General features: G+C 41.1%; 21 protein-coding genes. 16 read left to right on the top strand and 5 right to left on the bottom strand.

Going from position 1 to position 23,169, the window contains the following annotated elements; translation table 11 throughout:
• Positions 1-162: 162 nt before the first annotated feature.
• A complete protein-coding gene (locus DOK79_RS07170) occupies positions 163-2,814 on the top strand; it encodes a calcium-translocating P-type ATPase, PMCA-type (protein ID WP_206854360.1) in 2,652 nt (883 codons plus the stop codon).
• 76 nt (positions 2,815-2,890) lie between these two features.
• On the opposite strand, the gene DOK79_RS07175 is transcribed toward DOK79_RS07170, so the two are convergent.
• Entirely contained in the window at positions 2,891-3,583 is a 693-nt protein-coding gene (locus DOK79_RS07175; RefSeq protein ID WP_206854357.1) for a DUF975 family protein, read from the bottom strand.
• 207 nt (positions 3,584-3,790) lie between these two features.
• On the opposite strand from DOK79_RS07175, the gene tgt reads away from it, so the two are divergent.
• The 15 genes from tgt to DOK79_RS07250 all read left to right on the top strand — a co-directional run bounded on the left by tgt (position 3,791) and on the right by DOK79_RS07250 (position 18,990).
• Entirely contained in the window at positions 3,791-4,936 is a 1,146-nt protein-coding gene (gene tgt, locus DOK79_RS07180) for a tRNA guanosine(34) transglycosylase Tgt (protein WP_206854354.1), read from the top strand.
• A 93-nt stretch (positions 4,937-5,029) separates the two neighbouring features.
• A complete protein-coding gene (gene yajC, locus DOK79_RS07185) occupies positions 5,030-5,407 on the top strand; it encodes a preprotein translocase subunit YajC (protein ID WP_206854351.1) in 378 nt (125 codons plus the stop codon).
• Positions 5,408-5,720: 313 nt separating this feature from the next.
• Positions 5,721-8,318, top strand: coding sequence for a bifunctional acetaldehyde-CoA/alcohol dehydrogenase (gene adhE, locus DOK79_RS07190; RefSeq protein ID WP_206854346.1), 2,598 nt, complete (start codon positions 5,721-5,723; stop codon positions 8,316-8,318).
• Positions 8,319-8,553: 235 nt separating this feature from the next.
• On the top strand, positions 8,554-8,808 hold the full coding sequence (locus DOK79_RS07195; RefSeq protein ID WP_206854343.1) for a hypothetical protein: 255 nt from the start codon (positions 8,554-8,556) through the stop codon (positions 8,806-8,808).
• Between the two features lie 197 nt (positions 8,809-9,005).
• Positions 9,006-10,112 carry a glycoside hydrolase family 88/105 protein gene (locus tag DOK79_RS07200; protein ID WP_206854340.1) on the top strand — a complete coding sequence of 369 codons (1,107 nt, stop codon included), beginning with the start codon at positions 9,006-9,008 and terminating at the stop codon, positions 10,110-10,112.
• Between the two features lie 16 nt (positions 10,113-10,128).
• Positions 10,129-11,136, top strand: a complete 1,008-nt coding sequence (gene dctP, locus DOK79_RS07205) for a TRAP transporter substrate-binding protein (protein ID WP_206854336.1) — start codon at positions 10,129-10,131, stop codon at positions 11,134-11,136.
• A 3-nt stretch (positions 11,137-11,139) separates the two neighbouring features.
• Positions 11,140-11,619, top strand: a complete 480-nt coding sequence (locus DOK79_RS07210) for a TRAP transporter small permease (RefSeq protein WP_206854335.1) — start codon at positions 11,140-11,142, stop codon at positions 11,617-11,619.
• Positions 11,620-11,629: 10 nt separating this feature from the next.
• A complete protein-coding gene (locus DOK79_RS07215; RefSeq protein ID WP_206854330.1) occupies positions 11,630-12,925 on the top strand; it encodes a TRAP transporter large permease in 1,296 nt (431 codons plus the stop codon).
• A gap of 13 nt (positions 12,926-12,938) precedes the next feature.
• Positions 12,939-13,778, top strand: a complete 840-nt coding sequence (locus tag DOK79_RS07220) for a sugar phosphate isomerase/epimerase family protein (RefSeq protein ID WP_206854327.1) — start codon at positions 12,939-12,941, stop codon at positions 13,776-13,778.
• Positions 13,779-13,835: 57 nt separating this feature from the next.
• The gene (locus DOK79_RS07225; protein ID WP_206854325.1) at positions 13,836-14,747 is read left to right on the top strand and encodes an AraC family transcriptional regulator; all 912 of its coding nucleotides are present in this window, start codon (positions 13,836-13,838) and stop codon (positions 14,745-14,747) included.
• 51 nt (positions 14,748-14,798) lie between these two features.
• Entirely contained in the window at positions 14,799-15,560 is a 762-nt protein-coding gene (locus DOK79_RS07230) for an IclR family transcriptional regulator (RefSeq protein ID WP_206854322.1), read from the top strand.
• Between the two features lie 93 nt (positions 15,561-15,653).
• Positions 15,654-16,298: a bifunctional 4-hydroxy-2-oxoglutarate aldolase/2-dehydro-3-deoxy-phosphogluconate aldolase gene (locus DOK79_RS07235; protein WP_206854319.1), complete on the top strand. Its 645-nt coding sequence runs from the start codon at positions 15,654-15,656 to the stop codon at positions 16,296-16,298.
• Between the two features lie 6 nt (positions 16,299-16,304).
• The gene (locus DOK79_RS07240; RefSeq protein WP_206854316.1) at positions 16,305-17,312 is read left to right on the top strand and encodes a sugar kinase; all 1,008 of its coding nucleotides are present in this window, start codon (positions 16,305-16,307) and stop codon (positions 17,310-17,312) included.
• A gap of 16 nt (positions 17,313-17,328) precedes the next feature.
• The gene (gene kduI / locus DOK79_RS07245) at positions 17,329-18,171 is read left to right on the top strand and encodes a 5-dehydro-4-deoxy-D-glucuronate isomerase (RefSeq protein ID WP_206854313.1); all 843 of its coding nucleotides are present in this window, start codon (positions 17,329-17,331) and stop codon (positions 18,169-18,171) included.
• Between the two features lie 15 nt (positions 18,172-18,186).
• A complete protein-coding gene (locus DOK79_RS07250; protein ID WP_206854311.1) occupies positions 18,187-18,990 on the top strand; it encodes a gluconate 5-dehydrogenase in 804 nt (267 codons plus the stop codon).
• Positions 18,991-19,031: 41 nt separating this feature from the next.
• Here the strand turns inward: DOK79_RS07250 and fni are convergent, their stop codons facing one another.
• From fni to mvk, 4 genes are read right to left on the bottom strand one after another with little or no spacing between them, the layout of a single operon-like run.
• Positions 19,032-20,075, bottom strand: coding sequence for a type 2 isopentenyl-diphosphate Delta-isomerase (gene fni / locus DOK79_RS07255; RefSeq protein ID WP_206854307.1), 1,044 nt, complete (start codon positions 20,073-20,075; stop codon positions 19,032-19,034).
• A complete protein-coding gene (locus DOK79_RS07260) occupies positions 20,072-21,157 on the bottom strand; it encodes a phosphomevalonate kinase (RefSeq protein ID WP_206854303.1) in 1,086 nt (361 codons plus the stop codon). Before DOK79_RS07260 ends, fni begins: the two co-directional genes overlap by 4 nt.
• 12 nt (positions 21,158-21,169) lie before the next feature.
• The gene (gene mvaD, locus DOK79_RS07265) at positions 21,170-22,147 is read right to left on the bottom strand and encodes a diphosphomevalonate decarboxylase (protein ID WP_206854300.1); all 978 of its coding nucleotides are present in this window, start codon (positions 22,145-22,147) and stop codon (positions 21,170-21,172) included.
• Positions 22,140-23,087, bottom strand: coding sequence for a mevalonate kinase (gene mvk, locus DOK79_RS07270; RefSeq protein WP_206854299.1), 948 nt, complete (start codon positions 23,085-23,087; stop codon positions 22,140-22,142). Before mvk ends, mvaD begins: the two co-directional genes overlap by 8 nt.
• Positions 23,088-23,169 lie beyond the last annotated feature (82 nt).

The following is a 23,169-nucleotide window of genomic DNA, read 5'->3' on the forward strand; positions in this document are numbered from 1 at the left end:
CATACCATGTTTTGGTAGCGCTTGCAAGAGATAAGGGTCCTTTATTTAAAAATTTTTCTCTACATATATATATGCGATATAGTTGAATTAATTAAAAAAATGATGTTATACTAAAATCGTACGTTAACATAACGTTCATTTTTAAAAGAAAGGGAGTATAGGATGGATAGTTACAAAAAAACAATAGAAGAAATAGCAGAAGAAACAAAAGTAGATATAGATCAAGGGTTGTCGATGAGTGAAGCAAAGGAACGAAGTCGGCAACAAGGAAAAAATCAATTCGAAGAAGCCCCCAAAGAATCACTCTTCAAAAAATTTATACGAAGTCTTTCAGATTTTACCACAATTGTTTTATTAGTTGCCGCAGTCATTTCATTTTACACCGCATTTGCAACAGAACATGGAGACCTATTCGAAGGACTCTTGATCATTGCGATCGTTATTATCAATTCAGTTCTAGCTATCGTTCAAGAAGGGAACGCAGAAAAAGCATTAGAATCTCTCCAAGATATGAATAAACAAACCGCTACAGTCCTTAGAGATGGGAAAGTAGAAAAAGTAGATGCTGAAAATTTAGTCGTTGGAGATGTGCTGATTTTAGAATCAGGATCAGCGATTGCAGCAGATGCTCGTTTAGTAGAAACATCACAATTACGCGTAGAAGAATCAGCTCTAACCGGTGAAAGTGAGGCTGTCGAAAAAGACGCAGGTTACATAAGTCAAGAAGATGACTCTCTCGGTGACCAATTAAACATGGTCTTTAAAGGCTGTACCGTTGCCGCAGGTCGTGGTAAAGCGATCGTTACAGCAATCGGTATGCAGACTGAAATGGGTAAAATCGCCGGATTATTAAATGACCATACAATGCAGAAAACACCACTGCAAGTTCGCTTGAACCAACTAGGAAAACGAATCAGTGTGATTGCGTTAGCAGCGGCTGCCTTAGTCTTTTTGATTGGTGAACTTCAAGGTGAACCATTACTTGAAATGTTCATGACTTCGATTTCATTAGCCGTTGCTGCTGTACCAGAAACATTAACTGTCATCGTTACGTTGACACTTGCCTATGGTGTGCAGAAAATGGCGAAAAAACATGCCATTATTCGTCAATTACCAGCTGTTGAAACACTAGGTACTGCGAATGTCATCTGTTCGGATAAAACCGGTACTTTAACACAAAATCGGATGCGTGTCCGTCGTGTTTGGAGTAAAGAAGATGAAGTGACAGACGTCGAAGATTCGATGACAAATAGCGCGATGGAAATTTTAAAAATGGCTGCTCTATGTACAGATGTGACCGTTGAAAAAGAAGACGACGAATTGATCGTCAAAGGGAATCCAACGGAAGCCGCAATCGTACGTGCAGTCGAGGAAAACTATCATACAAAAGAAGAACTAGAAGAAAAATATCCAAGGATCGATGAACTCCCATTCGACTCTGATCGCAAAATGATGACGACGGTCCATGAAATGGGCGATAAATATATCTCTATTACAAAAGGCGCTTTTGATGTCTTGGCATCAAGATTTACATCAGGGGACGTTGAGCAAGCTGAAGTGGTCAATGACCGTTTTGGGAAACGTGCGTTACGTGTGATCGCAGTAGGTTATCGAACATATGACGAAAAACCACAAGAAATCACTTCTGAAGCCTTAGAAAAAGAGTTGAGTTTGATTGGCTTGATCGGTATGATCGATCCGCCACGTCCAGAAAGTAAAGGGGCAATCAAACGTGCGAAGAAAGCTGGGATCAAAACAGTCATGATCACTGGGGATCATGTGGTAACAGCGAGTGCGATTGCGAAAGAATTAGGGATTTTGAGCAATAGTAACGAAGCACTTTCAGGTGCTGAACTTCGAGCATTATCAGATGAAGAATTAGACGAACGTGTCAAAGATCTTTCTGTTTATGCCAGAGTAACTCCGGAAGATAAGATCCGGATCGTCAAATCATGGCAACGTACAGGTGCTGTGGTCGCAATGACAGGTGATGGGGTAAACGATGCGCCAGCTTTGAAAGCAAGTGACGTTGGGTGTGCCATGGGAATCACCGGTACTGATGTGGCGCAAAGTGCCTCTGACATGATTTTGACTGATGATAACTTTGCGACGATCGTTGATGCAGTTAGTCAAGGACGTTCCGTTTATCAGAATATCCGTAAAGCAATCAACTTCTTGTTGAGCTGTAATATTTCTGAGATTTTTATCGTATTGATTGCCATGTTAGTTGGTTGGGGCGCTCCATTTACCGCTGTTCAATTATTGTTCGTTAATGTGGTAGCGGATGGCTTGCCAGGGTTTGCTCTTGGTAGAGAACCAGCAGAAGAAGGCATCATGAATGAAGCACCAATTCCTAAAAATGAAGGAATCTTCGCGCGTGGTCTAATGAAGAAAATCGCCATCAATGCAGGAATATTCACGGTAGTCACTTTATTCGGTTACTACTTAGGAAGCTTCGTGGATACGATCAGCCCTTGGGTCGATGCCAGTCAAGAAGTCGGACAAACTGTAGCATTTCTAGTGTTGGCTTACTCTTCGATCATCCATGTCTTTAATGTTCGTAGTAGTCAATCGATCTTCAAAGTGAACTTAGCAACGAATAAATCGTTAGTGGAAATGGCGATTCTCTCAGTTCTAATCACGTCAGCAGTTGCTTTATTACCATTCACGCAAGAATTATTTGGTTTAGTTCATATTAGTTTGAATCACTGGTTCTTAGTAGGGATCTTGTCAATCGTACCGATCGCGGTCAATGAATTGATCAAATTCCACCAATTACCAGAAGCAGATGAGCTAGAAGAAGCGGACGCATAATATTCGTTCTTTGCGTTTATTTTCCAACAAAAAAAGAGGCGGAATTTTTTCCGACCTCTTTTTTAGTGGAGTATACTTAGATATTTTTTGGCAATTGATTATAAAAAGCCGCTTTTGTCGCGCTGATATAAGGATTCAACCATAGATAGCCGATACCTAATGTTGCAAGTGCTAAGATATGCCAACCGATAAATGACAAGTCTAACCAGAAAAGTTTGCCTTTATAGCCATCCATCAATTTTCGACTAGCAGTTATCGTATCTAATACTTTTGGTTTTTCGCCAGTTTCCGTCACGATATCATAGTAGATAAAGTAGCTTTGTGAGTAAGAGTAACTTTTAATGATTCCAGGAATAACAAGTAACAATGCCCATAAAGAAGTAAAGATCGTTGTTAGTAAAGCTAACAAGATCACGCCACCAAAGAACATTCCTGAGAAACCACGAAACGCATCTTTGAATGGTTCGATTTTCGTTCGTTGTCCACGTAAAATGTCTAGGTAGGTCCAAGAGATCCCGCTCATGAATAGTGCAGTGATGATACTAGAAAATAGACCGGTTCCTGAGCCACCACTACTTGTATTTGTCGCTTCCTCCATCATTGTAGCTGTATCAGGCATACTTGCAACAAGTAGTGCGATTGGAAGAACAAGAATCATAACAAGTGCAATTGCAATTAAAGATGGAATTAAATTTAATAAAATTGCTTGTCCCCAACGTCCCTTTAAGCTATCTTTTGCCTGTTGTTTTAATTCACCAGAAGATACCATATTTTCCACTCCTTTTTTTTGATAGTCTTAGTATATCAAAGAAGAACAGATTTTGCTGTAGGAAACATCTATCGTTATTGAAAGGTTTACAAAAAAAGTAGATTAAAAAAATCTGTGGAGAAGGAGAAGCTCTTGCAAAAAGTAGTTGAAAAGATTATGATGGTGGGAGTTGCAAACGTGATTATATAAAAGAAAGTAGGGAATTGAATGACAGAACCTGCCATTCGTTATCGTTTAATAAAAAAAGAAAAACATACGGGTGCCCGCCTGGGTGAATTGATTACACCTCATGGGACATTTCCGACGCCGATGTTTATGCCAGTCGGTACATTAGCTACCGTTAAAACTATGGCTCCTGAAGAACTAAAAGAAATGGGTGCTGGCGTCATTTTGAGTAACACCTATCATTTATGGCTTCGCCCTGGAGAAGATCTGGTGGAAGAAGCTGGTGGTCTGCATAAATTCATGAATTGGGATCAGCCGATTTTGACGGACTCTGGTGGTTTCCAAGTCTTCTCATTAAGTGATATGCGTAATATTGTTGAAGAAGGCGTTCACTTTAAAAACCACTTAAACGGATCAAAAATGTTCTTATCTCCTGAAAAAGCAATCAATATCCAAAACAAATTAGGCTCCGATATCATGATGAGTTTTGATGAATGTCCACCATTTGACGAGAGCTACGATTATGTGAAAAAGTCAGTTGAGCGGACTTCTCGCTGGGCAGAACGTGGATTAAAAGCCCATGCGAATCCAGATCGTCAAGGGTTATTCGGTATCATCCAAGGTGCTGGATTTGAAGATCTTCGTAAACAAAGTGCAAAAGACTTGATCAGTATGGATTTCCCTGGCTATTCAATTGGGGGCTTATCTGTTGGCGAACCAAAAGCTGAGATGAATCGTGTGCTAGAATTTACAACACCATTGATCCCCGATCACAAACCACGCTACTTGATGGGCGTAGGTGCTGCGGATTCATTGATTGATGGCGTGATCCGCGGAGTGGACATGTTCGACTGTGTGCTACCGACGCGAATCGCTCGAAATGGGACATGTATGACTTCACAAGGACGTTTAGTCGTGAAAAATGCGCAATATGCCCGTGACTTCCGCCCAATCGATGAAAAATGTGATTGCTATACTTGTAAGAATTACACAAGAGCTTATATCCGCCACTTGATCAAATGTGACGAAACATTTGGTATTCGTCTAACGTCTTACCATAATCTATACTTCTTGTTGAATTTGATGAAACAAGTACGTCAAGCGATCATGGATGATAATTTGTTAGAGTTCCGTGCTGCCTTTTTTGAAGAGTATGGCTTCAATAAAGAAAACGCGAAAAGCTTCTAGTAGGATTCGTGAAATTTAGCTAAAAAACTAGTTTCTAGTGCGGTTTTCTGATAAAGTGGTTAGTGTAGATATTTAGTTAGTGAGGTGAAAAAAATGGGTTCATTACCAATGTTAGTGATGTTCGTTGCCCTATTAGGGATGTGGTTCTTTATGTCACGTACACAAAAGAAACAACAACAAGAACGTCAAAATTTGCTTGATAGTATGAAAGCTGGCGATGAAGTAGTCACGATTGGCGGACTTCATGGCGTGGTCTCAGAAATCGACGAAACAAACCGTACCGTTGTGTTAGACTGCGAAGGCATCTTTTTAGAATACGATCGAGCAGCAATCAAAACGGTAAAACCAGGGACAGGCGCGATGACAAGTACACCAATCGCACCAGTAGAAGAACCGACAGAACCAGAAGTAACTGAAACTGTTGAAGTTCCAGAAACACCTGAAGAGAAAAAAGAAGAAAAAGAATTGTAGGAACCAGTTGTTTTAGACCCGTGGGCTAAACGTTCAAGGAGCTAGGCAATTCTTTAGCAAAAAAGACTGATCGTCATGTTTATCTCGTGTGGAGATAAGCTGGCAATCAGTCTTTTTTTTGAATTTATGAAAAAATTCACTTATTTCATAATGAAAGAATAGTTGATGTTCTGCCGAGTTGAATGGTTGATTTTTTAAAGAAAACATAACTGTGAAAAAAATCACAAAAAAGTATTTACATCGAAAAGAAAGTATTGTATGATGTGTATGTGAAATAATTAACAAATTACCATGACTCAGTAGGAGGAGCATAATGGCTAAAATAATTGAAAAAGAAGAGACGAAAACTGTTGATGTACAAGCGATGATCGACGATTTGGCGGCAAAAGCAAATGTTGCGTTGAAAGAAATGGAAAATTTTGATCAAGAAAAAGTGGATCACATTGTGCATGAAATGGCAATGGCTGCATTAGATCAGCATATGCCTTTAGCAAAAATGGCGGTTGAAGAAACTGGCCGTGGAATCTATGAAGATAAAGCAATCAAAAATATGTATGCTTCAGAATATATCTGGAACAGCATCAAATATGATAAAACTGTCGGAGTGATCAATGAAGATACACAAAAAGGATTGATTGAAATCGCTGAACCAGTCGGTGTTGTTTGTGGGGTAACACCAACAACGAACCCTACTTCAACAACGATCTTCAAATCAATGATCGCTTTGAAGACAAGAAACCCGATCGTTTTTGCTTTCCATCCAAGCGCTCAAAAATGTTCTGCTGAGGCAGCAAGAGTCGTTCGTGATGCAGCAATCGCGGCAGGTGCACCAGAAAACTGTATCCAATGGATCGAGTATCCATCAATCGACGCGACTTCTATGTTGATGAACCACCCAGGAATTGCGATCGTATTAGCAACTGGTGGATCAGGCATGGTAAAATCAGCTTATTCAACTGGTAAACCAGCTTTAGGTGTAGGACCGGGTAACGTTCCTGCTTATATCGAAAAAACAGCAAAAGTAAAACGTGCAGTCAATGACTTGATCGTATCTAAAACATTCGATAACGGAATGATCTGTGCTTCTGAGCAAGCGGTCATCGTAGACAAAGAAATCTATGCAGCCGTAAAAGCGGAATTCCAAGCGCATCAAGTTTACTTCGTTAAACCAGCAGAACTTTCAAAACTAGAAGATGCTGTGATGAATGAAGGAAAATATGCTGTAAACCCAGCAATCGTTGGACATTCAGCAATGGATATCGCAAAATTAGCAGGTATCAAAGTGCCTGAAGGAACAAAATTATTAGTGGCAGAATTAGAAGGCGTAGGTCCTGATTATCCACTTTCACGTGAGAAACTTTCACCAGTTTTAGCAATGGTCAAATCAAACAGTACAGAACATGCCTTTGAATTATGTGAAGGAATGTTGAATCTTGGTGGATTAGGACATACAGCTGTCATCCATTCAGAAAACGAAGATTTACATGTGCAATTCGGTCTACGCATGAAAGCTTGCCGTATCTTAGTCAACACACCATCAGCAGAAGGCGGAATCGGAAACATCTATAACGAAATGATTCCATCATTGACACTAGGTTGTGGGTCATACGGAAAGAATTCTGTTTCAAGAAACGTATCAGCAGTCAACTTAATCAACGTCAAAACTGTAGCGAAACGGAGAAATAACATGCAATGGTTCAAATTACCACCAAAAATCTTCTTTGAAAAGAACTCTTTGCTTTACTTGGAAAAAATGGAAAATGTGGAACGTGTCATGATCGTTTGTGACCCAGGTATGGTCCAATTTGGCTACTGCGACACAGTAAGAGAAGTATTAGCACGTCGTAAAAATGATGTGAAGATCGAGATCTTCTCAGATGTTGAGCCAAACCCTTCAACAAACACAGTTTATGCTGGAACAAAAATGATGGCGGACTTCAAACCAGATACAGTGATCGCTCTTGGTGGTGGATCTGCAATGGATGCGGCGAAAGGCATGTGGATGTTCTATGAGCACCCAGATACTTCATTCTTTGGCGCAAAACAAAAATTCCTAGATATCCGTAAACGTACGTACAAAATCGACAAACCTGAAAAAACACAGTTTGTATGTATCCCAACAACATCAGGAACTGGTTCAGAAGTAACACCATTCGCAGTAATCACAGATAGCGAAACACATGTGAAATATCCATTAGCTGACTACGCATTGACACCAGATGTGGCAATCGTTGACCCACAATTTGTTATGTCAGTACCAGCTTCTGTTACAGCAGATACAGGTATGGACGTATTGACACATGCCATCGAATCTTATGTTTCTGTCATGGCTTCTGACTACACTCGTGGTTTGAGTTTACAAGCAATCAAATTAGTCTTTGACTACTTGGAAAAATCAGTGAAAACACCTGATATGGAATCACGTGAGAAAATGCATAATGCGTCAACAATGGCTGGTATGGCCTTTGCAAATGCCTTCTTAGGAATTTGTCACTCAGTTGCGCATAAAATCGGTGGAGAATACGGTATTCCTCATGGACGTACGAATGCGATCCTATTACCGCATATCATCCGCTACAATGCGAAAGACCCGCAAAAACATGCAATGTTCCCTAAATATGACTACTTCCGTGCGGATACAGACTACGCAGATATCGCGAAGTTCTTAGGCTTGAAAGGGAAAACAACAGCAGAGCTTGTGGACGCATTGGCAACAGCTGTTAGCGACTTAGGAAAAGCTGTCGGTATCGACATGAGCTTGAAAGCACAAGGTGTGACTCAAGAAACATTAGATACAACAGTTGATCGTATGGCTGAATTAGCTTACGAAGATCAATGTACAACAGCGAATCCAAAAGAGCCATTGATCAGCGAATTGAAACAAATCATTATCGATGCATATAATGCATAATTCATAACTAAAAGTTGTCCCAACAACGGATCAAGCATGAGAGAATCGTCTCACTTGGTCCGTTGTTTTTTTACTTTTAGTCAGAGGTGGAAAAAAGGGAAGAACTTCTGGGAAAGCTAGGCAGTTCATTACATTTTTTTCCTGAATTTTAAAAAAAGAGTATTAGATTATTGGAATAATAAGTCGTTCATGAATGCGCTGTGCTACTATTTTTCTATATAAAGGAGATGAGCGCTTGAAAAAATATTTGTTTAGTTTGTTGTGTGCATGTATCGTTTCTCTTGGACTATCCTTTCTTTTAGAACGAGAGACCTTACGTAACATTGGGATTGGTTTGCTCTTAATCGGTATTGCGCTTTCCGGAACAGCAGTGTCAGGCGATCGGATGTGGGCGAATCAGGAAAATAGCGAGTTGGGTTTTCGTAAGAACTACTTTTGGTTTCCGTTACTTGCTTGTCTGCCATTTTTTATGGTGTATACTTTTTTATAAAGGGTGATTCTAAAGCCATGATGAGAGGCAAGCGTCATGGTTTTTGTTTTGTTCGCGCTTTTTTTGGTCAAATTCATTAATAATGTTGTTATGTCAATTTTAGATAGTTTTTGTTCAAACGATGCTATTTATTGAGAAAGCGTTTACTGATATATTAACAACATAGAATGAAAGCGATTTAAAAAGGAGCGAAACAAATGATCATTAAAGAAAAAATATTTGTGGAAAAAGAAGTAGTGGAGAAAACGATTGATCGCTTAGTCGAGAATTTGACGACGATCAAAGATGATTCAGGTGAATTTTTATTGGATTTTGATGGGCTGAAGGTGGACGACAAAAGTTGGACAGTGTGGAATTGGCCTCAAGGTGTAGGGTTGTATGGCATCTATAAAAATTATCAGCTGACTAAAAATCCTCGTGCAGTGGAAGTAGTGAATGAGTGGTTTGAGGCACGGATGCAAGAGGGCGCACCGCCAAAGAACGTCAATACGATGGCACCGATCCTTACGATGGCGTATTTATATGAAGAGACGCAAGATACACGTTACTTGCCTTATTTGCAACAGTGGGCGGAATGGGTCATGCATGATATGCCAAGGACGGAAGAAGACGGGTTACAACACGCTACATATGGTCCGGAAAATAAGAATCAATTATGGGACGATACATTGATGATGACTGTTTTGCCATTAGCAAAAATCGGTAAGCTTCTGGATCGTCCAGAATACTTAGAGGAAGCTAGATATCAATTTATGATCCATATCAAATACTTGATGGATAAACGTACAGGGCTGTGGTACCACGGATGGACATTTGAAGGAAACCACAATTATGCGGAAGCATTTTGGGGGCGTGGAAATTGTTGGTTGACCATTGCGATTCCTGAAATCATCGCGATTCTTGAACTGAAAGAAGGAGATGCTTTCCGTAAATTGTTGATCGAAACACTAGAAGCACAAGTGCAAACCTTGGCAGAATATCAATCAGAAAGCGGCTTGTGGCATACCTTGATCGATGATCCAACTTCTTACGTAGAATCATCTGCGACAGCAGGGTTTGCTTACGGTATTTTAAAAGCGGTACATGAGCGCTATTTGTCAAAAAAATATCTGGAGACTGCGTACCGTGCGATCCAAGGGTTACTTGAACAAGTAGATGAAACTGGTGAAGTGCAAAATGTTTCCGTAGGTACAGGTATGGGTGATGATTTGGAGTTTTATCGTACGATTGGAAAGACTGCGATGCCTTATGGGCAGTCCTTACTTGTTTTGTGTCTGACAGAATTGCTTGTATCGTATTGTTAACTGAAAGGAGAAAGACATGAAAAAAACACTTGCTTTTGCTTTGCTAGGAATTATCGGTTTGAGTGGTTGTGGTAGTCAGTCAAGTGTCGGTACTGTGGCAGAAGCGGAAGAGCAGATCACGTTACGTTTTGCCTATGCCAGTAATAGTCAGCCAGTAATCGATGCGATGAATAAATTCGGAGAGTTAGTCGAGGAGAAAACAGACGGTTCTGTCACAGTAAAATATTTCCCTGATGGTCAGTTGGGAGGCGAACGTGAGTTGATCGAACTGACACAATCCGGTGCGATTGATTTTACGAAAGTCAGTGCTTCAGCATTAGAAAGCTTTTCTAAAGTCTATTCGATTTTTTCAGTTCCTTACTTGTTCAATGATGAGCAACATTTCTTCAATGTCATGGAAAATGAAGAAATCATGCAGCCTATCTATGAATCAACATCCGATCTAGGTTTTTCTGGTCTCACCTATTATGATTCCGGACAACGTAGTTTTTATATGGTTGATGGACCGATCCATACACCCGATGATTTAAGAGGAAAAAAAATTCGAGTGATGCAAAGTGAAACAGCCATTCGAATGGTGGAATTATTAGGTGGCTCGCCTGTGCCGATGGGAAGTGATGAAGTGTACACTTCGCTACAGTCAAACTTGATCAATGGCTCAGAGAACAATGAGTTTGTTCTATATACAGCAGGACATGGCGGTGTAGCAAAGTATTATTCTTATGATGAGCATACCCGCGTACCAGACATCATCATTATGAACGATGCGATCAAAGAACGTTTGACTGCGGAACAACAACAAGCAATCGATGAAGCAGCAAAAGAATCCACGGTTTTTGAAATCGAAGCCTTTGCTCAAGCGATTGAGGAAGAAAAGAGGCTAGCAACCGAAGAATACGGCGTTCAGTTCAATGAAGTAGACAATGCGCCATTTCGTGAAGCCGTCGCACCGCTGCATGATGAATTCAAAAATAATCCGGACTTTCAGGCGCTTTATCAAATGATCCAAGAAGAAGGGGTGTAACAGATGAAAGCAGTAATGAGTCGACTATTGGAACTAGTAGGAGCGTGCCTGCTGATCGGCATGATCGTGATTGTTTTGTGGCAAGTTTTTTCACGAACGATTTTAGGGAATCCCAATACAGTAACGGAAGAGTTAGTGCGTTTTGGACTAGTTTGGTTTGCCATGCTTTCTTCTGCCTATGTTGTCGGTCAAAAAGGTCACTTAGCGGTCACTTTGCTGAGTGAGAAACTAACTGGTAAAAAAGCCAATGTATTGGAAATCGTCGTTCAGTGTCTATTTTTGGCTTTTGCCGTAACGATCATGGTTTATGGTGGTTGGAATGCCGTCACGTTGACAATGGGACAAATTTCGCCGTCATTAGGTATTCCGATGGGCTATGTCTATTTATCGGTCCCAGTCTCAGGTGTGTTGATCATCATTTATAGTTTGATCAATTTGTTTGAGGCAATGAATGGGAAATCTGTCGTTCAGGAAAAAGGATAGGGGGAATTTGATGGCTTTAGAAGCAGGTGCAATTTTATTTTTTGTTTTTGTCTTTTTGTTGATCGTTGGCATGCCGATTGCAATCAGTATTGCTTTTTCATCGATGGTCACATTGTTATTAGTGATACCTTTTGACGTATCAGCGTTTAGTTCTGCACAAAAAATGGTCGGTAGTATCAATAGTTTCTCACTGATTGCCATTCCATTTTTCGTTTTTTCGGGAATCATAATGAACCATGGTGGAATTGCCAAGAAATTAGTTGATTTTGCCATGTTGTTCGTTGGACGAATCCCAGGCTCTTTAGCGCATACGAATGTTTTAGGAAATGCGTTGTTCGGTTCGATCTCCAGTTCAGCGATTGCTGCGTCGACAGCGATTGGTGGGGTGTTGATCCCACAACAAGTAGAAGAAGGCTATGACCGCAAATTTGCGACAGCCGTTAACATTGCTTCAGCACCTACAGGGATGGTGATTCCGCCAAGTACTGCGTTCATCATGTACTCTCTAGTCGCCGGAGGAGCATCAATTTCCGCTTTATTCATGGGCGGTTACCTCGTCGGGGCACTGTGGTCGCTAGGGATCATGTTGGTTGCATTTGTGGTGGCGAAGAAAAATAAGTATCCGACAGTCCAAAAAGGGCAAGGGAAGCAAGTTGGCAAAGTGTTAAAAGAAGCGATCCCAAGCTTGGCGTTGATCGTGATCATCATCGGTGGTATTTTGACTGGGATCTTTACGGCGATTGAAGCATCAGCGATTGCCGTATTGTACTCCTTATTGATTTCCTTGTTCTACTATAAGACAGTGAAAGTAAAAGATATACCTAAGATGTTAGTCCAATCTGTCGCGATGTCTGGAACGATCATGTTTTTATTAGCAACGTCTTCCATGATGTCTTTTGCGATGGCATTTACAGGGATACCTCAAGCAATCAGTAGTTTGATCATTGGGGTCACTGATAATCGATTCATTATTTTATTACTGATAAATATCATTTTATTACTTGTTGGGATGTTTATGGATGTCGCTCCGGCTATTTTGATCTTTACACCGATTTTCTTACCGATTGCGACAAGTGTTGGCGTCGATCCGGTACATTATGGACTATTTTCAATCATGAATCTGTGTGTTGGCTCGATCACTCCGCCAGTTGGGACAGGTCTTTATGTAGGTGCAAGTGTCGGTGGTGTGAAAGCAGAAAAAATGTTGAAACCATTGTTACCATTTTATGGTGTCATCTTAGCTGTTTTATTTTTGATTACGTATTTCCCGCAAATCGTGATGTGGTTGCCGGATCTTTTAGGATAAAGGGGGAACAAGGATGAAATTAAACCTAGTTGCTAGAGGTCATGATTTGACCACTGTACAAAGCGTGGATGATCTAGCAAAAAAAGCGAGCGAACAAGAAATTTCTACGCTACAATTAGCATTAAGTAGATCTTTTCCTGATCTCGCGACAGATAGTCACGCGATCAATCCCGGTATGGGGCATTATATAAAACAGGCCTTAGCAAAAGAAGACGTGAGTGTCGGTATTTTGAGCTGTTATATCAACATGATCCATCCTGACTTATCTGTTCGAGAAACCGTACTGCGACAATTTGAACGATACCTCCAATATGCTGCTAGTTTTGGAGCAACAATGGTCGCAACTGAGACGGGGAGTGTAAGTGAAGCTGGTTATACAGAGAAGAATTTTTCGGATGAGGCCTTTTCACAAATCGTTGAAGCGATTCGCCAATTAGTGCGAGCTGGAGAAAAACATCGAATGATGGTCGGGATCGAACCAGGCTTGAATCATCCGCTGTATTCGCTTGATCGTGTAGCAGAGTTGATTGCAGCGATCGATTCGGACTATTTAGGGATCATTTTAGATCCAACCAACTTAATCACTGCAGAAAATCATCACCAACAAGTCGGATTAGTGGAAGAAGCCTTTGAACGTTTTGGAGAAAAAATTTGCGGATTGCATCTAAAAGACTATCTCGTTTCTGATGAAGGGGAGATTGTCCCAGTTGATCTAGGTACGGGAATGATTGATTATGAAGCAATCGTAAAAATCGCGCAGAAGCATCGGCCATATCTTTATATCGTGTTAGAAGAAACAAAAGATAGTGCGCTAAAACACGCGGTGTCAGTACTGGATCACGTCACTGGATAAGAAAGCGAAGGAATGCACGTTTGCTCATTGTTGAGCAATTGGAAAGGGGAGATAGGCATGGAGAAAAAACACATCAATGGAAAAGAAGTCAACACGATGATCTCTGATCAATATGAGATTTATCACGTGAAAGATATCGTTAGCCAAAATAAAACGGTCTATCATCATCATGATTTCTATGAGATCCACGCCACTTTGGAGGGAGAAGCCATTTTTTATTTAGACGGCCGCCAATTTACGATCCAAGCAGGAAATGTCTTATTGATCCACTCAAGAGATCTTCATCGGATCGTCCGACAATCAACAGACGTATTTGAGCGAGTCTACATGTTTATCACCCCTGCATTCTTGGAAAGGCGTTCCACTAAATGGTCGAATCTATCTGCCTGTTTTTGGCCAATCGGTGAAAGACGAAGCCGGATATTACATATCGAACCGCAAATATTAAAAGAAAAACTCGCCTTTGTTGATCAAACGTTGGATCGTAAAGATTATGGTGCAGATATTCGCTATGAACAAGCATTAGTCGAATATCTGATCTTTCTCAATCGGATGGTGCAGTTGGAAGAGCATATTTCTGAAGAAAATTTTACTGTACCGAATGAACGCTTAGAAAAAATGATCCAATTTGTCGCGAAGAATCTCAGCGAACCGCTGACCCTCAAAGAGATGGAAAAAGAGTTTTTTATCAGTAAATATCATGTGACCAGAGAATTCAAAAAATATACAGGCTTTACCTTCCATCAATACGTGATGAAGAAGAAACTACTCTATTCAAAACAGCTATTAAGAGAATATGGCAGTTCAAGTTCCATTTACAGTAAATGTGGCTTCGCCTCCTATCCGCATTATCTGCGGGCGTTCAAAGCCGAATTTGGCTTGACGCCGAAAGAATTTTTGAAAAAAGATTTGGCAGGAGAGTTTGTCCATTACGCACATTATGAAGAAGAAAATAAAGAACCCTTTTAAATTTGCCTTCTTTCCGATATAATTTCCTATATAGAAATAGGAGAGTGTAATATGGAAAATAAAAAACCTTATGGAACCGTTCTAATCAAAGCTTCACATATTTTAGATTATTTAGCAGAGCATCCAGATGCTTCGTTGCAAGAAATTGCTAAAGGCAGCAACATGACCTCATCCACGACATTAAAAATCTTAGATACCTTGTCATTGATTGGCTATGTAAATAAAAATCAAGAAAAGAATTACCGTTTAGGTGCGAAACTCGTTCGATATGCAAACAAAAATATCGATCAAATCGATCTCGTAGAACGGACTTTACCATTCTTGGAAAAATTACAGCAAACAATTGATGAAACCATTCATTTAGGTATTTTAGATAATAATGAGATTCTCTACGTCAATAAATTAGACCCTAAAAATCAAACGATCCGCATGTCTTCGAAAATCGGTATTACCAGACCGTTGTATAGCTCAGCAATGGGAAAAGCTGTACTAGCACATTTTACGGACGAGCAATATCAACAGTATATTGAACAATGTCCGTTGATTCCATTTACAGAATATACCATCACCAATCCATTGAAATTAAAAAAAGAAATCCAACAAGTCGAACAGACAAAAATTGCTTTTGATGATGAAGAAGTCGAAAAAGATATTTTCTGTATCGGTACTTCTTTAGTTCATGACCAGCAAATAGTTGGGGCATTCAGTGTCAGTATGCCGAAGTATCGATTGAGTGAGGAAAGTAAGGCTCAAATCATTCAAACAATTTTAAAAACAAAGGAAGAAATCGAAAAAACTTTTGCAAATAGCTAAAAAGCGTTTGCATTTTTTTTTTCCTGCCGTATAATAAAGATGTAAATTTCTTTATTGTAAAATATGATTTCCAAATAAGAAACGGGTGGGGAAATGAAAAAAATGGATATCTTATCTCGCTTGAAGCAAGCGGGGGTTATTGCAGTCGTACGTGGAGCAACAGCTGAAGAAGCATTAAATGCGTGTCATGCTATTATCAAAGGTGGATTAACAGGTATTGAATTAACTTTTACGGTGCCTCAAGCAGATCAAGTAATCAAAGAGTTGGTAACAACCTATAAAGATCAAAATGATGTAGTGATCGGTGCAGGGACAGTGTTAGATGCAATCACCGCACGTTTAGCGATATTGGCAGGTGCTGAGTATATCGTTAGTCCTTGTTTTGATCAGGAAACTGCAGAACTCTGTAATTTATACCAAGTCCCATACTTACCGGGCTGTATGACGATCGATGAAATCAAAACAGCACTAAAAAGTGGTGTAGATATCGTCAAATTATTTCCTGGAAGTGCTTTCGGACCAAGTATTATTTCTGCATTCAAAGCACCGATGCCACATGTCAATATCATGCCAACTGGTGGAGTCAGCTTAGAAAATATGAAGGATTGGTTCGATGCAGGCGTGGTCACTGTAGGTGTTGGCGGAAACTTACTTGCTCCAGCAGCTCATGGGGATTTTGAAGAAGTGACAAAAGTCGCTCAACAATATGCAACAAAAATGAAAGAAATTGTGGGGTAACCGCTCATGGGAAGAGTTGTTACACTTGGAGAAATCATGCTGCGCTTGTCAACAGAACAAGGGCAGCGGTTGCAAGACAGTGATCGTTTTTGCGCGCATTACGGTGGTGGGGAAGCGAATGTCGCGATCTCATTAGCAAATTACGGACATAGGGTTTCGTTCATGTCAAAAGTCCCAGAGCATTCACTAGGACTGGCAGTCGAAAAACACTTACGAAGCTATGGGGTAGATACTAGCCTACTGTTAAAAGGCGGTCCTCGGCTCGGCACATATTATATGGAAACAGGAATCGGTGAACGAGCAGCGTCGGTCATCTATGATCGTGCCGGTTCCAGTTTTGCGGTCATGGATCACTTGGAGTGGTCACTAGCGGACTGTTTTAAAGAAGTCGATATCTTCCATGTTTCAGGAATCACACCGGCATTATCAGAAAATTGGCGATGGCTGACCAAAGAAATCATGGAGGCAGCCAAAGAGGCAGGTTGTCAAATCAGTTTTGATATCAATTACCGAGGGAAGCTGTGGACACAGCAAGAAGCGGGTCAGGCTTTAGAGCAATTATTACCGCTCGTGGACATTTGTTCAGCTGGAGAAATGGATGCGCTCTATTTATTGGGGATTGAACAAGCACCTCGATTGACAGAAGATCCGCTCATTTATTATTACGAAAAAATGCAAGAAAAATTTCCTAACATCCAAACGTTTTATTCAACAAAACGCACGGTGCATTCAGCGAGTGCAAATGACTTGCAAGGTACCTTATGGATGAATGGTCAATATGTTGAATCACCGGTTCACCAAATCACGTCGATCGTTGATCGTGTAGGTGGTGGCGATGCGTTTGCTGGTGGTTTGCTTCATGGAATCTTAGAGGAGATGCAGCCGCAAGAAATCATTGCTTTCGCCACAGCAGCCTCTGCATTGAAACATACCATTCATGGGGATTGCAATCAATTTAATCAATCCGAAGTTGCTGGTTTTATCGCCAGCGGTTCTGGAAAAATCATTCGATAAAGGAGAGTCTATCAACATGCAAGAAATGGAAACACGTTATACACATAGTCCAGAGGATATTCGTCATTACTCAACGGAGCAATTAAGAAATGAATTTTTAGTAGAGAAAGTCTTTGTTCCAGGCAAGATCAGCCTTACTTATACGCACAATGATCGTATGATCTTTGGCGGAGTGACACCAACGACTAAGGAGTTGGAAATCACATTAGATAAAGAATTAGGTGTTACTTATTTCTTAGAACGCCGCGAACTTGGTGTGATCAATATCGGTGGACCAGGATTTATTGAGATCGATGGCGAAAAAGAAGAAATGAAGAAACAAGATGGTTACTACATTGGCAAAGAAACAAAACATGTGGTGTTCTCTTCAGTTGATCCAGAGAACCCAGCAAAATTTTATATCAGTTCAGTGCCAGCGCATCATAAATATCCAAATGTAAAAATCAGCATCGACCAAGTGAAACCGATGGAAACAGGAGAAGGTGTGACGTTGAATGAACGTAAAATCTACCAATACATCCATCCAAACGTGTGTGAGAGCTGTCAGTTACAGATGGGTTACACCATTTTAGAGCCAGGTAGTTCATGGAACACCATGCCTTGTCATACACATGAACGACGTATGGAAGCGTATGTTTACTTTGATTATGCGAACGAAGACACACGGGTTTTCCATATGATGGGTAAACCAGATGAAACAAAACATTTAGTTGTAGATAATGAACAAGCAGTGATTTCACCGAGCTGGTCGATCCACTCAGGTGTTGGGACAAGTAATTATTCGTTTATCTGGGCAATGTGCGGCGAAAATATCACGTACACAGATATGGATATGGTATCAATGGATCAATTGAAATAAGAAAGGGAGATGAAAATGTCATTCAATATGGAAATGTTTCGCTTAGATAATAAAGTCGCTTTAGTTACCGGAGCCGTCTACGGAATCGGTTTTGAGATCGCCCGCTCATTAGCAGAAGCTGGGGCAACAATCGTATTTAACAATCTAACTCAGGAATCAGTAGATGAAGGAATTGCCAACTATAAAGAAATCGGCATTGAAGCAAAAGGTTATGTTTGTGATGTCACTGATGAGTCAGCTGTACAAGCAATGGTCCAACAAATTAAATCAGAAGTTGGGGCAATCGATATTTTGGTGAATAATGCAGGAATCATCAAACGGACACCGATGATCGAGATGGATGCGGCGGATTTCCGTCAAGTCATCGACGTGGACTTGAATGCACCATTCATCATGTCTAAAGCAGTGATCCCTGATATGATTGAAAAAGGTGGCGGAAAAATCATCAATATTTGTTCAATGATGAGTGAGCTTGGTCGTGAAACAGTCAGTGCCTATGCTGCTGCTAAAGGTGGATTGAAAATGTTGACGAAAAATATTGCTTCAGAATATGGACAATACAACATCCAATGTAATGGGATCGGACCAGGTTATATCGCGACACCACAAACTGCGCCATTAAGAGAAACACAAGAAAATGGGGAGCGTCATCCATTTGATCAATTCATCGTTGGCCGTACACCAGCCGCTCGTTGGGGCGATCCAATCGATTTAGCTGGACCATCTGTCTTCTTAGCATCGAATGCTTCAGACTTCGTGAATGGGCATGTGTTATACGTCGATGGCGGTATCTTAGCTTATATCGGAAAACAACCATAATAAACAAAAAATGGCGAGTGCTTTGTATGCACTCGTCATTTTTATTTACGTCGCCCATATTTCGACAATGGAATATCTCTTGCCTCACACCATTCTTTGACGGGGCCAGACAAAATCAAGGATTGCTTTGTTAAATCACTCGTTTTTGTGGCGCCAACCATGGTATAGAGCATCCGGAGCTCTTCTTGCCACTGTGCCATCAGAGCAATCGTTTCCTCGACACCGTATGTCATATAATGCGTTAAAATCGTTCCGGAAATCCCCACAGCATTCGCACCAAGGCACAAAGCTTTAAAGATATCATAAGCGTTTCGTATACCACCAGAAGCAATGATTTCGACATTCGTGTTTGCTTCATTTGCTTCAAGGAGAGAGGACACAGTAGACTGTCCCCAATCAGTCAGATAAGCCAATTCACGTTTTTTACGACGAGCATTCTCGATTTGCGTGAAACTCGTGCCGCTACGCCCACTGACATCGATCGTTCGGATACCTAATTCCGCTAATTCAATGATGGTTTCTCTAGTCATCCCAAAGCCCACTTCTTTGACGATCACTGGTACATCAAGAGTTTGTTGGATTTCTGAAATCAGTTCCTTCCATTGTGAAAAATCACGATCCCCTTCAGGCATGACTAACTCTTGCGGCGCATTTAAATGGATTTGTAACGCATCTGCATTGAAGAGTTGTACGGCTTCTTTGGCACGTGCAACAGAAGTGCCAGCACCGACATTCGCTAAGATTTTTCCTTCAGGATAGACATCTCGCATGATAGTATAAGAATCTGCGACAGAAGGATCCTTTAACGCGGCACTAACAGAACCGGTAGCAATCATCAACCCAGCACTTTTGGCAATTTGTGCAAGGTCATGATTGATTTTTTTTGTTTTTTCGCTACCACCTGTCATAGCATTGATGTAAAACGGGCTCGAAAGAACAAACCCTGCAACTTCTGTCGTGAGCGATACCTGTGCAACATTGCTCTGTGGGAGAGGATGATGAACGAGCCGAACGAAGTCAAATTCATTTTTCTGTTTATTATGGAATGCTTTGGCTAATGAGACATGTTCATCTTTTCGATTCATAATTTGTCCTCTTTCTGTTGATGGTAGACATGCAGTGGAAGAGGAGTGATCTCAGCTTCTTCCCACGCACTCATCAACGGTAGGATGCCTGACTTTTGATCGACGATCACGATACCGCAATCCCCGCCACCAGCACCAGAAGATTTCGCCGCACCTTCAAATTGTTCAGCTAAACAACATAGCTTATTTAATGCGGGTGTTTCGATCAAGACGCCAGTGATAGCAGATAAATCACGTAATAACTCTCTGTTTTTACGAATCATATCTTGGATCAAAGCGACATCGTTTTCTTTGAATCCTTGGATCATCGTGTTGACGCAACGCGTGCTATCTTCAAGAAATTGTTGATAAGCTGCCATTTTATCTTCACGAGAGCGATGCACTTGGTCAACTAAGTCAGAAGTAGAGGCAGGGCTTCCAGTCCAACCAATCAATAAACGGAGATCTTCCGGTGTATACAATGGTTCGATGGATAAGCCAGGCCAATCCAGAGCTAATAATTCGCTGATCGTTTTGTTTGATTCTTGTTCTTTAAGCCATTGGTGGTCAAAAGTGGAAAACGCAATCCAACCACCGTAACAGCTAGCCGCAATATCGCCACAAGAACCATTGTCTTGGACAGCAAGGTTCGCTAACGCTGCAATTTTAAAAATCTCAAGCTGAGACAAATTCAGTGCATAAAATTGGTTCAACGCTCGAACAGTCGCTACTGCCACTGCACCACTCGAACCTAGGCCGTACTTTCTACCATTTGAGCTATCTAACTCGCTCGTTACCTTCAAATCATAGAATGAAAGAAGAATGTTCTTTTCTTGCGCATATTTTTCAGTTAAACGTATGGCCGCAAGAATATAATGGAATGGATTTTCACGGATATCCAAAACGAGTTCGCCTTTTCGTCGAGTCCAACGCACAGGCATCTCGCTGTATTGTGCGGATTGGATACTTCCGACTTTCCGAGCAGCTTCTACTGTCACTGTGACAAATTGATCAACTGCCACGATGATTGCAGGATGTCCTGTTTCGACCACTGCATATTCTCCAGCGATATAAAGTTTTCCGGGTGCAGACACTTCAACCATAAAAATCTCCCTTTATTCAATAATCGTGATTCCTTGCCCAGCATGAGCAACGATCACTTGTTGTCGGCTAAATAATTCAATGAATTTTTCTTGAACCGCCGTTTGATTTTTCTTTTCAACTAACACTTTGACATTTGGCCCCGCATCCATGGTGAAATAGCAAGGAATTCCTGACGCACGTAGTTCACGAACTGCTTGCATCGCCTTTAAACTGTCAGGTGACCAATACGTAAATGGCGGTGTAGCGGCTAACGTTGTGCCGTGCATCTTCAAGCCGTTTCGTTCCATGACCTCACCAAGTGTTTGGAACGCTTTTTCAGTGATAGCTTGCTTCAATTCCAGTAAGTCATTTTCGACTGAATCAAGCCAGCCTTGATAAAAATGCGAAGTTTCAACTGTGCGACGCATGCCGTCACGACTGGAAACATCTTTTTGCTGGTCGTTGATCAAGACAAAGACCATCGCTAGATCCTCTTCAAAACCGTTCGAAGGGATTTGTTGCGCGTAAGAGGTTTGATCGTCGTGGCCTTTTTCCCATTCGACAAAGCCGCCAAAAATACTACGACAAGCAGAACCGGAGCCGCGACGAGCAAGTCTAGATAAGGCTTGTTGATCCAAACCGAGTCCTAAAGCTTCATTACAAGCACCAGCTAATGCAGCTAGTCCGCTTGCAGAAGAAGCTAACCCTGCGGCTGTGGGAACGAAATTGTGACTAATTACTTTTGCGTGTTTGTTTATATTCGCTTGTTTGCGTACAAGATCAAGGAAGCGGCTGATTTTTTTCGTCGCAGCTTCTGTTTGTAACTCATCGTCTAAATAGAACAGATCGTTCGTGAATGTATCTGAAAAAATCACTTCGGTTTCTGTATAGAAAGCATCGAGAGTGAGAGATAAACTGTTATTCATTGGAAGAATCAATTCTTCGTTTTTTTTGCCCCAATATTTGATCAAGGCGATATTTGTATAAGCCCGGGCTTTACCTTTAAGCATAGGTATGTACTCCTAATCCTTGAATCCAAGTTTCAGCTGCACCTGCTTCAATTAGTGCATGGCTGATTTCTTGAGCTTCTTTTTTTGTTTGTGCTAAGGCAATCATACATCCGCCTCGTCCACCACCAGTCAATTTTGCGCCTAAAGCGCCAGCAGTGCGAGCGGTAGTGATCAGAGTATCTAAAAAGTCATTGCTGATCGTTAAACTTTTCAGGATGAGCTGAGCATCATTCATTGCCTCAGCCAGGTTTTCTGGTGAGTTGTCGATGATTGCTTTTTTAGCTTGTTTCGTCAAGTATCCTAGTTGTTGGATTTTTTGTCCAGTTTTCTGCGCATCTTTTTCAAAAAGGTGTGCCACATCTTTCACCGCCGCACGGGTTTGTCCTTTGATTCCTGTGTCAGCGACGATCAAGAAAGCATCGATATTCAACGAGAAATAATCAAAAGGATGTCCTTTCGTGAAATAGATCGGTTCGAGTCCACTTGTTGCGGCAGCATCGATGCCACTGGGATTTCCATGAGCGATTTTTTCAGAAATTTGCACATGTCCCAATAATTGCTCTCGGGATAGCGGCAATTCATAGGCTGAATAAAAAGCTCGTGTGATCGCAGTAGCAACAGCTGCGCTGGAGCCCATCCCACGTTCTGCGGGAACGGTACTCTTAATATCCAAGTGCAACGTGTCTGCTATATGGTGCTGTGCTTTTAGACCAGCAACCAACTGTTTGATATTGTTCAACGCATGAGGTGCGTCGATTAAATTTCCTGTATAGTAGGAAGAAATAAGTTGATCTTTATTGTTTGATGGGAGTGTTTCAAGTGTAGCGGTTACTTTTGTTGCATAAAACGGAAAGGCAATCGCAGGCTCGCCATAAACGACCGCATGCTCTCCCATTAAAATCAATTTCCCACTTGATTCCCCTTGGCCACAAATTGCCATAATACAACTCCTTCTTTTCCTGTAAAAGTAGCTTTTGAACAAAAAATAAAGCACCTATTACCAAGTGCGCAAGATTTGTTCA

The sequence above is a fragment of the Enterococcus sp. DIV1094 genome, assembly GCF_017316305.2.
Classification (GTDB): domain Bacteria; phylum Bacillota; class Bacilli; order Lactobacillales; family Enterococcaceae; genus Enterococcus_B; species Enterococcus_B mangumiae.